General features: G+C 60.2%; 12 protein-coding genes. 7 read left to right on the plus strand and 5 right to left on the minus strand.

Annotated features, from left to right (window positions below; genetic code table 11):
• The first annotated feature begins 309 nt into the window (after positions 1-309).
• On the plus strand, positions 310-591 hold the full coding sequence (locus HX869_RS28945; protein WP_003212743.1) for an HU family DNA-binding protein: 282 nt from the start codon (positions 310-312) through the stop codon (positions 589-591).
• Positions 592-655: 64 nt separating this feature from the next.
• Here the strand turns inward: HX869_RS28945 and rlmF are convergent, their stop codons facing one another.
• The 5 genes from rlmF to HX869_RS28970 all read right to left on the minus strand — a co-directional run bounded on the left by rlmF (position 656) and on the right by HX869_RS28970 (position 7341).
• Positions 656-1678 carry a 23S rRNA (adenine(1618)-N(6))-methyltransferase RlmF gene (gene rlmF, locus HX869_RS28950; RefSeq protein WP_087695168.1) on the minus strand — a complete coding sequence of 341 codons (1023 nt, stop codon included), beginning with the start codon at positions 1676-1678 and terminating at the stop codon, positions 656-658.
• A 248-nt stretch (positions 1679-1926) separates the two neighbouring features.
• On the minus strand, positions 1927-4773 hold the full coding sequence (locus HX869_RS28955) for a valine--tRNA ligase (protein ID WP_178904038.1): 2847 nt from the start codon (positions 4771-4773) through the stop codon (positions 1927-1929).
• Positions 4774-4958: 185 nt separating this feature from the next.
• Positions 4959-5363, minus strand: a complete 405-nt coding sequence (locus HX869_RS28960; protein ID WP_178904039.1) for a DNA polymerase III subunit chi — start codon at positions 5361-5363, stop codon at positions 4959-4961.
• Positions 5364-5370: 7 nt separating this feature from the next.
• Positions 5371-5799 (minus strand): DNA polymerase III subunit chi, encoded by a 429-nt coding sequence (locus HX869_RS28965; protein ID WP_003210446.1) that lies wholly within the window; start codon positions 5797-5799, stop codon positions 5371-5373.
• A 51-nt stretch (positions 5800-5850) separates the two neighbouring features.
• Positions 5851-7341: a leucyl aminopeptidase gene (locus tag HX869_RS28970; RefSeq protein WP_003210444.1), complete on the minus strand. Its 1491-nt coding sequence runs from the start codon at positions 7339-7341 to the stop codon at positions 5851-5853.
• A gap of 282 nt (positions 7342-7623) precedes the next feature.
• On the opposite strand from HX869_RS28970, the gene lptF reads away from it, so the two are divergent.
• From lptF to era, 6 genes are all read left to right on the plus strand, one after another.
• Entirely contained in the window at positions 7624-8742 is a 1119-nt protein-coding gene (lptF, locus tag HX869_RS28975; protein ID WP_003210442.1) for an LPS export ABC transporter permease LptF, read from the plus strand.
• A complete protein-coding gene (gene lptG / locus HX869_RS28980; protein WP_003210440.1) occupies positions 8735-9814 on the plus strand; it encodes an LPS export ABC transporter permease LptG in 1080 nt (359 codons plus the stop codon). Before lptF ends, lptG begins: the two co-directional genes overlap by 8 nt.
• A 152-nt stretch (positions 9815-9966) precedes the next feature.
• Positions 9967-11766 (plus strand): translation elongation factor 4, encoded by a 1800-nt coding sequence (lepA, locus tag HX869_RS28985; protein WP_003210439.1) that lies wholly within the window; start codon positions 9967-9969, stop codon positions 11764-11766.
• A 5-nt stretch (positions 11767-11771) separates the two neighbouring features.
• Positions 11772-12626: a signal peptidase I gene (lepB, locus tag HX869_RS28990; protein ID WP_003210437.1), complete on the plus strand. Its 855-nt coding sequence runs from the start codon at positions 11772-11774 to the stop codon at positions 12624-12626.
• A gap of 147 nt (positions 12627-12773) precedes the next feature.
• On the plus strand, positions 12774-13463 hold the full coding sequence (gene rnc, locus HX869_RS28995) for a ribonuclease III (RefSeq protein ID WP_003210434.1): 690 nt from the start codon (positions 12774-12776) through the stop codon (positions 13461-13463).
• A complete protein-coding gene (era, locus tag HX869_RS29000) occupies positions 13456-14358 on the plus strand; it encodes a GTPase Era (RefSeq protein ID WP_003210432.1) in 903 nt (300 codons plus the stop codon). Before rnc ends, era begins: the two co-directional genes overlap by 8 nt.
• Positions 14359-14569: the final 211 nt, after the last annotated feature.

A 14569-nucleotide genomic window follows, 5' to 3' on the forward strand; every position in this document is an offset into this window, starting at 1 on the left:
GGGCGTTTTGAGCGCCATCCGACGGGCCATATGCCTTTTTTTCACGGTTTAGAGCGATAAAGCTGACCAAATGGGTATGTTGAGGCGGATATTTCCCCGTCTCTGTGCTAGTTTTGCCCCGTCTTACGCGCAGTCTGGGCGTTAAGCGTGCATTCAGCATTTGTCAGGTCGAACCAAACCCGGTTTCAGGTATCTATAACCCCGATCTTCGTGGTTATAGCCCTTGGGTGCCAGGCCTTGATGGCAGGGCTCGATGGCTGACACTGCACTCTGCAATCCAAATGAATTTGATAGGGAAGGAACACCACAATGGCTATTACTAAAGACCAACTGATCGCTGATCTGGCTGAAGCTGTAGACGCACCGAAAACCACCGTGCGTGCTCTGCTGGACCAACTGAGCCAGATCGTTGCTGATCAGCTGGAAAACGGCGGCGAAATCACTCTGCCAGGCGTTGGCAAACTGAAAGTGACCGAGCGTCCTGCCCGTACTGGCCGTAACCCTTCGACTGGCGCAGCCATCGAAATCGCTGCCAAGAAAGTTATCAAGCTGGTTGTGGCCAAAGGCCTGACCGACGCTGTTAACAAGTAAGACGCAGCAAAAAAAACCGTGCTCCGGAGCGATCCGGGCACGGTTTTTTGCTGCCTGCGATTTATCAGTCTTTACGGGCCCAACGCTGGCGCCACACCTGTTGCTCGCTCGGGGTCTGGAAGGTCCAGGCGACGAAGCGGCTCTGCTTCTGGCCCTGGGACATCTCTACCACCTGGCTTTCCAGCACACCGGCCTTTTTCAGCGCTGTCTGAATGGCCGGCAAGTTCGACGCTTTCGACACCAGCGTGCTGAACCACAGCACCTTGTGCTGGAAATGCGCGCTTTCAGCGATCAGTTGCGTCACGAACCGCGCTTCACCGCCTTCACACCACAACTCCGCCGACTGGCCACCGAAGTTCAGCACCGGCAACTTGCGTTTCGGATCAGCCTTGCCCAGTGCGCGCCATTTACGTTCGCTGCCCTTGGTCGCTTCATCCATGGACGCGTGGAAGGGCGGGTTGCACATGGTCAGGTCAAACCGCTCGCCCGGCTCCAGCAAACCCAGCAGGATCTGCTTGGGGTTGGTTTGCTGGCGCAGCTGGATGGCCTTGTTCAGCCCGTTGGACTGCACGATCGCCTTGGCGGCGGCCACGGCGGTCGGGTCGACTTCCGAGCCGAGGAAGTTCCAGCGGTACTCGCTGTAGCCAATCAACGGATAGACGCAGTTGGCGCCCATGCCGATGTCCAGCACCTTCACCGGCGCGCCACGGGGGATCACGCCTTCGTTGACGCTCGCCAGCAGGTCGGCGAGGAAGTGCACGTAGTCGGCACGCCCCGGTACCGGTGGGCACAGGTAGTCAGCCGGGATATCCCAGTGATTGATGCCGTAGAACGCCTTGAGCAACGCCCGGTTGAACACCCGCACCGCGTCTGGGCTGGCAAAGTCGATGCTTTCCTTGCCGTACGGGTTGATGATCACGAATTGCGCCAGTTCGGGCGTGGTCTTGATCAGCGCCTGGAAGTCGTAACGGCCCTGGTGGCGGTTACGCGGGTGCAAGGTGGCCTCTTTGCGCGGAACGACGGGCTTGGCCGGCGTATTGGATTTTGGCTTCTTGCGCGGTGCTTTGGGTGTGCTGGGGGCGGTCATGGGCTGCGTCGATTCTGCGTTTGTTTCAAAAGTGGCGGGTATTGTCACACATTCCTTGGTCGAACTCGGTCAAATGTGGGAGCTGGCTTGCCTGCGATGCAGGTGACTCGGTGTATCTGCCAGACCGAGGCGATGCCATCGCAGGCAAGCCAGCTCCCACATTGATCGGGTTTCCAAAGAGAAATGGCGGTGTTTTTCCAAGCAAAAAAAAGAGACCCGAAGGTCTCTTTTTCCGCACGGGCAGCCCCTTACAGGCTGGAAATCCGCGCGTGTTGCTCCGCCAGCTTGCCCAAAGCCTGTTCAGCCTCAGCCAGTTTGGCGCGTTCTTTCTCGATCACTTCAGCCGGAGCCTTGTCGACGAACGCCGCGTTGGACAGCTTGCCGCCCACCCGCTGCACTTCGCCTTGCAGGCGCAGGATTTCCTTGTCCAGGCGCGCCAGTTCGGCACCCTTGTCGATCAGGCCGGCCATCGGCACCAGCACTTCCATCTCGCCCACCAGTGCAGTGGCGGACAGCGGTGCTTCTTCGCCAGCGGCCAATACGGTGATCGACTCCAGCTTCGCCAGCTTCTTGAGCAGCGCGTCGTTCTCGGTGAGGCGACGCAGGTCTTCGCTGCTGGCGTTCTTCACGAACACGGCCAGTGGCTTGCCCGGACCGATGTTCATCTCGGCGCGGATGTTGCGCGTACCCATCATCAGGGTCTTGAGCCACTCGATATCGCTTTCGGCCGCCTCATCAATGCGGGCTTCGTTGGCCACCGGCCAAGGTTGCAGCATGATGGTCTTGCCGTCTTTGCCCGCCAGCGGCGCGATGCGCTGCCAGATTTCTTCGGTGATGAACGGCATGAACGGATGCGCCAGGCGCAACGCCACTTCCAGTACGCGCACCAGGGTTTGACGGGTGCCGCGCTGACGTTCGATCGGCGAGTTCTCGTCCCACAGCACGGGCTTGGACAGTTCCAGGTACCAGTCGCAATACTGGTTCCAGATGAACTCGTACAGGGCCTGCGCCGCCAGGTCAAAGCGGAACTGGTCGAGTTGACGGGTCACTTCGGCTTCGGTGCGCTGCAGCTGGGAGATGATCCAGCGGTCCGCCAGGGACAGCTCGATGGTCTCGCCGTTCTGGCCGCAGTCTTCGCCTTTATCCAGTACGTAGCGCGCGGCATTCCAGATCTTGTTGCAGAAGTTGCGATAGCCTTCGACGCGGCCCATGTCGAACTTGATGTCGCGACCGGTGGACGCCAGCGAGCAGAAGGTAAAGCGCAGGGCGTCGGTGCCGTAGCTGGCGATGCCATCGGCGAACTCGTCGCGGGTCTGCTTCTCGATCTTCTTCGCCAGTTTCGGCTGCATCAGGCCCGAGGTGCGTTTCTGCACCAGGGTTTCCAGGTCGATGCCGTCGATGATGTCCAGCGGGTCCAGGACGTTGCCCTTGGACTTGGACATCTTCTGGCCCTGGCCATCACGCACCAGGCCGTGCACGTACACGGTCTTGAACGGTACCTGCGGGGTGCCGTCTTCGTTTTTCACCAAGTGCATGGTGAGCATGATCATCCGGGCAACCCAGAAGAAAATGATGTCGAAGCCGGTGACCAGCACGTCGGTGGAGTGGAATTTCTTCAGGAATTCGGTCTGTTGCGGCCAGCCGAGGGTGGAAAACGTCCACAGGCCCGAGCTGAACCAGGTGTCCAGTACGTCGTTGTCCTGTTGCAGCGCCACGTCCGCGCCAAGGTTGTGCTTGGCACGTACTTCGGCTTCGTCGCGGCCCACGTAGACCTTGCCCGACTCGTCGTACCAGGCCGGAATCCGGTGGCCCCACCACAGCTGGCGGCTGATGCACCAATCCTGGATGTCACGCATCCACGAGAAGTACATGTTTTCGTACTGTTTCGGCACGAACGCGATGCGGCCGTCTTCCACGGCAGCGATCGCCGGCTCAGCCAAAGGCTTGGTGGACACGTACCACTGGTCGGTCAGCCAGGGCTCGATGACGGTGCCGGAGCGGTCGCCTTTCGGCACCTTCAGGGCGTGGTCATCAACGCTTACCAGCAGGCCGGCAGCGTCGAAGGCTGCAACGATTTGCTTGCGCGCTTCAAAACGGTCGAGGCCGGCGTATTCAGCCGGGATCTTGCCGTCGATGCTCTCGTTCAGCGTGCCGTCGAGGTTGAACACCTGGCAGGCCGGCAGAACGGCGGCGTTTTTGTCGAAGATGTTCAGCAGCGGCAGGTTGTGGCGCTTGCCAACTTCATAGTCGTTGAAATCGTGGGCCGGGGTGATTTTCACGCAGCCGGTGCCGAATTCAGGGTCGCAGTAGTCATCCGCGATAATCGGGATGCGACGGCCAACCAGCGGCAGCTCGACGAACTTGCCGATCAGCGCCTGGTAGCGTTCGTCATTCGGGTTAACCGCGACGGCGGCATCACCAAGCATGGTTTCCGGACGGGTGGTGGCGACGATCAGGTAATCATTGCCTTCGGCGGTCTTGGCGCCGTCAGCCAGCGGGTACTTGAGGTTCCACAGGAAACCTTTTTCGTCGTGGTTTTCCACTTCAAGGTCGGAAATCGCCGTGTGCAGCTTGGTGTCCCAGTTGACCAGGCGCTTGCCGCGGTAGATCAGGCCGTCTTCATGCAGGCGCACGAAGGCTTCCTTCACGGCTTCCGACAGGCCATCGTCCATGGTGAAGCGCTCGCGGCTCCAGTCGACGGACGAGCCCAGGCGACGGATCTGACGGCTGATATTGCCGCCGGACTGATCCTTCCATTCCCAGATTTTCTCGAGGAATTTCTCGCGGCCCAGGTCGTGACGGTTCTGGCCGGTGGCTTCCAGTTGGCGTTCCACCAGCATCTGGGTGGCGATACCGGCGTGGTCTGTACCTGGTTGCCACAGGGTGTTGCGACCCTGCATGCGGCGGAAACGAATCAGGGCATCCATGATCGCATTGTTGAAGCCATGGCCCATGTGCAGGCTGCCAGTGACGTTCGGTGGCGGAATCATGATGGTGTAGGCATCGCCCGCGCCTTGCGGAGCGAAATAATTCTCGGACTCCCAGGTCTGGTACCAGGAAGTTTCAATAGCGTGCGGCTGGTAGGTCTTATCCATGCGCGGCGGGACCCTAGTTGGCATTAATTCAGGAAAGCCGACAAGTATAACGGGGGATAGGGGAGAGGGGTAGGAGCGAGCTTGCTCGCGAAAAACCTGAGGGCGGCGCGTTCATTCAGGATGTACGCGTTATCGTTCACGCCCTTCGCGAGCAAGCCCGCTCCCACAGGGGATATGTGTCAGCCTTAGTTCTGGTACTGGCTCAACAACCGTTCCATGCGCGCATCCAGCCGGCGCTTGATCTCGGTTTCGATATGCGGGGCAAAATCGTCGATCACGTCTTGCATGATCAGTTGCGCGGCGGCGCGCAGTTCGTTGTCCAGGTGCAGCAGCAGGGCGTCGGGGGCTTTTTCGGCGGCAGGTACGGCAACAGCCGCAGCCGGCGCAGCTTGTACCACGGGCGTTTCGACAGGTTCCGGCGTAACCGGCTTGCCACCCACCATATCGAACAGCAGGGGAATTTGTACGTCACCGTTGACCGAATCGGTCAGCAGCGGCGGTTGCAGGTCATCATCACCGAGCAGCTTGCGGATCGACTCAAGGTCATCCAGCAGGTGGTCAGAGTCTTTTAGCGGGTTTGGAGTGTCCATCGTGTGCTCAAAGTCGTTGTAGCCGGTGATCTTGCAGAGAATAGCCCTGTTCGCGGTAGAAACGGAAACTCTCCCGCGCGGCCTGACGAATAGCCGGGTCTTCCACCACCACTTCCGCCACGCGGGCGAAACCCTTGGCGAAGGCCGGTACTTTCAGGTCAAGGTTGACCAGCAGGTCTGTGTGATCGCCGCAGCTGTCGCCCAAACCCAGTACCACCAGGCCTTCCGGTTCTGATTCGGCGGCACCGTGGGGCACGAAGCTTTCGCCCTTGAAGCGCCACAGGCGGGCGTCGAGGTCGTCACGCTGGGCGGCATCGCTGCAATGCAGGTAGATACGGTGGCCCATGCGCCAGGCTTTTTCGGTGAGCTTGCAGGCAAAGTCCAGGCGCGCGGAAGGATCGGCGCTGGGCAATATATAGAAGTCGACTTGGGTCATTGCGGTTCCTGAGCCCCGGGCGGCTTTACAAGCGCCCGGGGATCTTCATTTTCAGGCTTTGGCGCGGTCCAGCAGGTACTGGGTCAGCAATGGAACCGGACGGCCAGTGGCGCCCTTGTCCTTGCCGCCGCTGGTCCAGGCGGTGCCGGCGATGTCCAGGTGGGCCCAGTTGAAGTTCTTGGCGAAACGCGACAGGAAGCACGCCGCAGTGATGGTGCCGGCTTTCGGGCCGCCAATGTTGGCGATGTCGGCGAACGGGCTGTCCAGCTGTTCCTGGTACTCATCGAACAGCGGCAGTTGCCAGGCGCGATCGTCTGCAGCCTGGCCGGCGCTGAGCAGTTGGCCGATCAGTTCGTCGCTGTTGCCCAGCAGGCCCGACGTGTGGGCGCCCAGGGCAACTACGCAGGCACCGGTCAGGGTGGCGATGTCGATCACGGCTTGCGGCTTGAAGCGCTCGGCGTAGGTCAGGGCGTCGCACAGCACCAGGCGGCCTTCGGCGTCGGTGTTGAGGATTTCCACGGTCTGGCCGCTGAGGGTGGTGACGATGTCGCCCGGACGGGTCGCGCCGCCGCTCGGCATGTTCTCGGCGCAGGCCAGGATGCACACCAGGTTGATCGGCAGCTTGAGTTCCAGCACGGCACGCAGGGTGCCGAACACGCTGGCGGCGCCGCCCATGTCGTACTTCATCTCGTCCATGCCCAGGCCCGGCTTGAGGCTGATGCCGCCGGTGTCGAAGGTGATGCCTTTGCCGACCAGGGCAAATGGCTTCTCGGACTTCTTGCCGCCGTTGTATTGCATCACGATCAGGCGTGGCGGCTGGTCGCTGCCCTGGCCCACGGCATAGAACGAGCCCATGCCCAGTTCCTTGATCTTCTTCTCATCCAGGACTTCGACTTTCAGGCCCTTGAATTCCTTGCCCAGCGCCTTGGCTTGCTCGCCCAGGTAGGTTGGGTGGCAGATGTTCGGTGGCAGGTTGCCCAGGTCACGGGTGAACGCCATGCCGCCGGCGATGGCCTGGGCGTGGGTCACGGCGCGTTCGACTTCAGCCTGGGCCGCCTTGATGGTCAGCAGGGTGACTTTCTTCAGGGCGCGGGGTTCGGCCTTGGTGCTCTTGAACTGGTCGAAGACGTAGCCGCCGTCCAGCAGGCTTTCGGCCAGCAGGCGGGTCTTGCCGTAGCTGTCGCGGCCCTTGACCACGACTTCGTCCAGCGCCAGGGCCGCGTCGGTGCCGCCCAGGCCCTTGAGGGTGTTGAGGATGCCGGCGATGATCTTGCGGAACGGACGGTCGCCCAGTTCGGCGTCTTTACCAACGCCCACCAGCAATACGCGGTCGGCTTTAAGGTTAGGCAGGCTTTGCAGCAGCAGGCTTTGGCCGACCTTGCCGGCCAGGTCGCCGCGCTTGAGGACTGCGCTGATGGCGCCGCCGCTCAGTTCGTCCAGTTGCTTGGCGGCAACGCCGAGCTTGCGGCCTTCGCCGACAGCGACCACGAGGGTGGCGGTTTTCAACGTTTCGGGGCTAACGCTTTTTACAACCAGTTCCATTTTCGGGTCCCTTATAAAGGTCAGTGAGCCAGGAGTCTGTACTCCGGCTTGTAAGCTTGGCGGCCTGTAGGCCGCCCGCGACAAAGGCCGCAGTTTGAACCTCGCCGCCCGAGCCTGACAACCCTTGCGGGCAGCTTTGTGCACGCGTATGAGCAAGCTCCGTGACAGGTGCGGTCAATCACAGGATAATGCGCCATCTTTTTAGCCGGCCTGCAGCAATGGGTCGACTCGATATGCTTGCTTGTTTGGCCGCCTTAGCCTGACAACCCTGGAGTGTCTGGTTTGATCGTCTTCCGTTATCTATCCCGCGAAGTCCTGTTGACCCTGAGTGCCGTGAGTGCGGTATTGCTGGTCATCATCATGAGTGGTCGCTTCGTCAAATACCTCGCCCAGGCTGCCTCGGGTGCCCTGGATCCGGGTTCGCTGTTCCTGATCATGGGCTTTCGCCTGCCGGGCTTCCTGCAGTTGATCCTGCCATTGGGCCTGTTTCTCGGGATTCTGCTGGCCTACGGCCGCTTGTACCTTGAAAGCGAAATGACCGTGTTGTCGGCCACCGGCATGAGCCAGCAACGTTTGCTGGCCATGACCATGGTTCCGGCCACCGGTATCGCGCTGGTGGTGGCCTGGCTGAGCTTGAGCCTGGCACCCCAGGGCGCCATGCAGTTCCAGCTGGTGCTGAACAAACAGGACGCCATGACCGAATTCGACACCCTGGAGCCGGGCCGCTTCCAAGCGCTCAACGACGGCACCCGGGTGACCTATACCGAGCAAATGTCGGATGACCGTGCCAACCTGGGAGGGGTGTTCATCTCCCAGAAAAACCTCGGCCAGAACCAGAAAGACCGTGGTATTTCGATTCTGGTGGCCGACAAGGGGCGCCAGGAAGTGCGTCCGGATGGCAGCCGTTACCTGATCCTGGAAGATGGCTATCGCTATGACGGCAGCCCCGGTCAGGCCGATTACCGCGCAATCAAGTACGACACCTATGGCGTGATGCTGGCCCGGCCGGATGTCAGCGATGAGGTCACCGACCGCGACGCGATCCCGACCCCAGACCTGATCGGCAGCAAGGAACTGCGTTCGATCGCCGAGCTGCAATGGCGGATTTCCCTGCCGCTGCTGGTGTTCATCGTGACCTTGATGGCCGTGCCGCTGTCCCGGGTCAACCCGCGCCAGGGCCGCTTCCTCAAGCTGCTGCCGGCAATCCTGCTTTATATGGCTTACCTGACCATCCTGATTTCCGCCCGCGGCTCCCTGGAGAAGGGCAAGCTGCCGCCGGCCCTCGGGTTGTGGTGGGTCCACGGGGTCTTCCTGGCCATTGGCCTGGGGCTGCTTTATTGGGAACCGATGCGGTTGAAGATGCGGAGTCGTCGCAGCGTGAAGGAGATGGCCCGTGGTTAAGCTCGACCGCTACATTGGTAGCAGCGTCCTGGTCGCAATCCTTGCGGTATTGGGCATTATTCTGGGGCTGGCCTCGTTGTTCGCCTTCATTGATGAAGTCGGCAACGTCAGCGATACCTACACCGTTACCGACGTCCTGAGCTACGTGGCGCTGACGGCGCCCCGTCGCCTGTACGACATGATGCCGATGGCTGCGCTGATCGGCTGCCTGATCGGCCTGGGCAGCCTGGCCAGCAACAGCGAGCTGACCATCATGCGCGCGGCGGGTGTTTCCATCGGTCGCATCGTGTGGGCGGTCATGAAGCCCATGCTGTTGCTGATGGTGGTCAGCGTGCTGATCGGTGAATACGTGGCGCCTCCAGCCGAGTCCACGGCCCAGGCCAATCGTGCCCTGGCCCAGGGTTCGGGCGATGCCCAGAGCTCCAAGCATGGCCTGTGGCACCGCCAGGGTGAGGAGTTTATCCACATCAACGCCGTGCAGCCGGGTGGCTTGCTGGTGGGTGTCACCCGCTACCACTTCGACAAGGAACGTCACCTGCTGTCGTCGAGCTTCGCCAAACGTGCGCAGTACGCCGACGAAAAGTGGCAACTGAGCGATGTGACCACCACCTATTTCCGTGATATCGGCAAGGGTGCGGCATCGACCACCGAAGTGATCAATGTGCCGACGGAGCAGTGGGATATTTCCCTCAAGCCCGAATTGCTGAATACCGTGGTGATGATCCCGGAAAGCCTGCCTATCTCCGGCCTGTGGGGGTATATCCATTACCTCAAGGACCAGGGCTTGAACAACGGCCGTTACTGGCTGGCGTTTTGGGTCAAGGTGTTGCAGCCGGTGGTGACTGCTGCGCTGGTGCTGATGGCGATCTCGTTCATCTTTGGCCCGTTGCGTTCCGTGACCCTCGGCCAGCGCGTGTTTACCGGCGTACTGGTGGGTTTCACCTTCCGTATCGCCCAGGACCTGCTGGGGCCGTCCAGCCTGGTATTCGGTTTCTCGCCGCTGTTTGCGGTGCTGGTGCCGACCGCGATCTGCGCTGTGGCCGGCTTCTGGCTGTTGCGTCGGGCCGGTTGAGCCCGCGCTTATGAACAAAAAATGCCCCGTTCGAACGACCGGGGCATTTTTGTTCTTGGTCGCCATGGATGACGTCTGGTCTGCGCATCAGGTACAATTCCCGGCTATTTTTCAGCGGGCAGTCTGCCTGCAGCCTTTTTGAGTGTTGATCCGTGAGTGATTTGAGTCATATCCGCAATTTCTCCATCATCGCCCACATTGACCATGGCAAGTCGACGCTGGCCGATCGATTCATCCAGATGTGCGGCGGCCTTGCCGAGCGTGAAATGGAAGCCCAGGTGCTGGACTCCATGGACCTCGAGCGCGAGCGCGGGATCACCATCAAGGCCCACAGCGTAACCCTGTACTACACCGCCAAAGACGGTATCAAGTACCAGCTCAACTTCATTGACACCCCGGGCCATGTCGACTTCACCTATGAAGTCAGCCGTTCCCTGGCGGCCTGCGAAGGTGCGTTGCTGGTAGTGGATGCGGGCCAGGGCGTTGAAGCCCAGTCCGTGGCCAACTGCTACACCGCCATCGAGCAAGGCCTGGAGGTGATGCCGGTGCTGAACAAGATCGACCTGCCACAGGCCGATCCGGACCGCGTCAAGGAAGAGATTGAGAAGATCATCGGCATTGACGCCACCGACGCCGTCGAGTGCAGCGCCAAGACCGGCCTGGGCGTCGACGAGGTGCTCGAGCGCCTGGTCAAGACCATTCCAGCCCCCACCGGCAACTACGAAGATCCGCTGCAAGCGTTGATCATCGACTCCTGGTTCGACAACTACCTGGGCGTTGTTTCCCTGGTACGCGTACGCCACGGCCGTGTGAAGAAGGGCGACAAGATCCTGGTCAAGTCCACCGGCAAGATCCACCTGGTGGACAGCGTCGGTGTATTCAACCCGAAGCACACGGCTACCACTGATCTGAAAGCCGGCGAAGTAGGCTTCATCATCGCCGGTATCAAGGACATCCACGGTGCACCGGTAGGTGACACCCTGACCTTGAGCTCCACCCCTGACGTCGACGTGCTGCCGGGCTTCAAACGCATCCAGCCGCAGGTTTACGCCGGCCTGTTCCCGGTCAGCTCCGACGACTTCGAGGATTTCCGCGAAGCCCTGCAGAAGCTGACCCTCAACGACTCGTCGTTGCAGTACACCCCGGAAAGCTCCGACGCCCTGGGCTTCGGCTTCCGCTGCGGGTTCCTGGGCATGCTGCACATGGAAATCATCCAGGAGCGCCTCGAGCGCGAATACGACCTGGACCTGATCACCACCGCGCCGACGGTTATTTTTGAACTGGCGCTGAAAACCGGTGAAACGATTTACGTCGACAACCCGTCCAAGCTTCCGGATCTGTCTTCCATCGAAGACATGCGCGAACCGATCGTGCGGGCCAATATTCTTGTGCCGCAAGAGCATCTGGGCAACGTCATTACCCTGTGTATCGAAAAGCGTGGCGTACAGCACGACATGCTGTTCCTCGGTACCCAGGTGCAAGTGACCTACGATTTGCCGATGAACGAAGTGGTCCTGGACTTCTTCGACCGTCTCAAATCCACCAGCCGCGGCTATGCTTCGCTGGATTACCATTTTGACCGTTACCAATCAGCTAATCTGGTGAAGCTGGATGTACTGATCAACGGCGACAAGGTGGATGCCCTGGCGCTGATCGTGCACAAGGACAACGCGCACTACAAAGGTCGCCAGTTGACCGAAAAGATGAAAGAACTGATTCCGCGCCAGATGTTCGACGTCGCGATCCAGGCCGCCATTGGCGGGCAGATCATTGCACGGACTTCCGTCAAGGCACTCAGAAAGAACGTACTGGCCAAATGCTATGGCGGCGACGTCAGCCGTAAGCGCAAGCTGCTCGAGAAGCAAAAGGCCGGTAAAAAACGCATGAAGCAAGTGGGTAACGTGGAAATTCCACAAGAAGCCTTCCTTGCGGTGCTCAGGTTGGATAGTTAGGTCCTATGTCACTAAATTTCCCGCTGTTGCTGGTCATCGCCGTTGCCGTTTGCGGTCTATTGGCGTTGCTCGATCTGGTGTTCTTCGCCCCGCGTCGCCGGGCAGCCATCGCGTCCTATCAGGGCAGCGTCAGCCAGCCCGATGTGGCGGTGATCGAGAAACTGAACAAAGAGCCGATGCTGGTTGAATACGGCAAGTCGTTCTTCCCGGTGTTGTTCATCGTGCTGGTGCTGCGTTCGTTCCTGGTGGAACCGTTTCAGATCCCTTCGGGCTCGATGAAACCTACCCTGGACGTGGGCGACTTCATCCTGGTGAACAAGTTTTCCTACGGGATCCGCTTGCCGGTGATCGACAAGAAAGTGATCGAGATCGGTGACCCGCAGCGCGGCGATGTGATGGTGTTTCGCTACCCAAGCGACCCGAACGTCAACTACATCAAGCGTGTAGTGGGCCTGCCGGGCGACGTGATTCGCTACACCAGTGACAAGCGCCTGTTCGTCAACGGCGAGTCGGTGGCAGAAAAACTGATCGGTTCCGAGCCGAACACCCTGGGCAGCGCCGAGCTGTACCAGGAAAAACTCGGGGCGGTAGAGCACGAAATCCGCAAGGAGATGAGCCGCTACCGTTCGCCGCCTGACAACCAGTGGACAGTGCCTGCCGGGCACTACTTCATGATGGGCGACAACCGCGACAACTCCAACGACAGCCGCTACTGGGATGACCCGAATATTCCCAAGGACCTGCTGGGCATGGTCCCCGACCAGAATATCGTCGGCAAGGCCTTCGCGGTCTGGATGAGTTGGCCGGAACCCAAGCTCAGCCACCTGCCGAACTTCTCGCGGGTCGGGCTGATCAAGTAATCCATGCGGCGCTGTGAACACAGCGCCGAATGCTTTTCTGGGGCTTGGACAAAACCAGGCTCCATGCAGCAACCACCAGGATTTGAATTTGAACACAGCGTTAATCGTCGCAGGCCACCGGTGCCTCGAACTGAATGTGGGTAAACCGTGAGCGTTTCTCTAAGCCGTCTCGAGCGCCAGCTCGGCTACACCTTCAAGGATCAGGAATTGATGATCCTTGCCCTCACACACCGCAGTTTTGCCGGGCGTAACAACGAGCGCCTGGAATTCCTCGGTGATGCCATCCTCAATTTCGTCGCCGGCGAAGCCCTGTTCAATCGCTTCCCGCTGGCCCGCGAAGGCCAGTTGTCGCGCTTGCGTGCGCGCCTGGTGAAAGGCGAGACCCTGGCTGTACTGGCCCGTGGTTTCGACCTGGGTGATTACCTGCGCCTGGGCTCCGGCGAGCTTAAGAGCGGCGGTTTCCGTCGCGAGTCGATCCTGGCCGACGCCCTTGAGGCACTGATCGGCGCGATCTACCTCGACGCGGGCATGGAAGCGGCCAAGGAGCGCGTCGTCGCCTGGCTGTCGACCGAAATCGAAAGCCTGACGCTGGTAGACACCAACAAAGATCCAAAGACCCGCCTGCAGGAATTCCTGCAGTCCCGTGGTTGCGACCTGCCGCGTTACGAAGTGGTGGATATCCAGGGTGAGCCGCATTGCCGAGTGTTCTTCGTCGAATGCGAAATCACCTTACTGAATGAAAAAAGCCGAGGTCAGGGTGTGAGCCGTCGTATTGCCGAACAGGTAGCGGCCGCTGCAGCACTGATTGCCCTGGGCGTGGAGAATGGCCATGACTGATTCAACCGCAACTCGCTGTGGCTATGTTGCCATCGTCGGCCGTCCGAACGTGGGCAAGTCCACGTTGCTGAACCACATCCTGGGACAGAAGCTGGCGATCACCTCGCGCAAGCCCCAGACCACCCGCCACAACATGCTGGGCATCAAGACCGAAGGCGCCGTACAGGCTGTCTACGTTGATACCCCGGGCATGCACAAAGGCGGCGAAAAGGCCCTCAACCGCTACATGAACAAAACCGCTTCGGCCGCGTTGAAAGACGTCGACGTGGTGATCTTCGTGGTCGACCGCACCAAGTGGACCGACGAAGACCAGATGGTTCTGGAGCGCGTGCAGTACGTCACCGGCCCGTTGATCGTCGCGTTGAACAAGACTGACCGCATCGAAGACAAGGCCGAGCTGATGCCGCACCTGAGCTGGCTGCAGGAACAACTGCCGAACGCCCAGATCATGCCGATCTCGGCCCAGCACGGGCACAACCTCGAAGCCCTGGAACGTGTGATTGCTGGCTACCTGCCGGAGAACGAACACTTCTTCCCGGAAGACCAGATCACCGACCGCAGCAGCCGTTTCCTCGCCGCCGAACTGGTACGCGAGAAAATCATGCGCCAGATGGGTGCCGAGCTGCCGTACCAGATCACCGTCGAAATCGAAGAGTTCAAGCAGCAGGGCAAGACCCTGCATATCCATGCGCTGATCCTCGTCGAGCGTGACGGCCAGAAGAAAATCATCATTGGCGACAAGGGCGAGCGCATCAAGCGCATCGGCACCGAAGCGCGCAAGGACATGGAATTGCTGTTTGATTCGAAGATCATGCTCAACCTGTGGGTGAAGGTTAAGGGTGGTTGGTCCGATGATGAGCGCGCGTTGCGTTCGTTGGGTTACGGCGACCTGTAACAGGTCTCCGGAACACCGCAGGACAAATGTGGGAGCGGGCTTGCTCGCGAATGCAGGGTGTCAGTCACCAGATGCCTGACACACCGCATTCGCGAGCAAGCCCGCTCCCACATTTGGACAGTGTTGCGTTCAGTTAGAAGGTGTAGTCCGCCGTCACGAAGAACGAGCGCGGCTCGCCCAGGATCCATTGCTGGCCGTCGTTGTATTGGCT

The sequence above is a fragment of the Pseudomonas sp. P7779 genome (genome assembly GCF_013386315.1).
Classification (GTDB): Bacteria; Pseudomonadota; Gammaproteobacteria; order Pseudomonadales; family Pseudomonadaceae; genus Aquipseudomonas.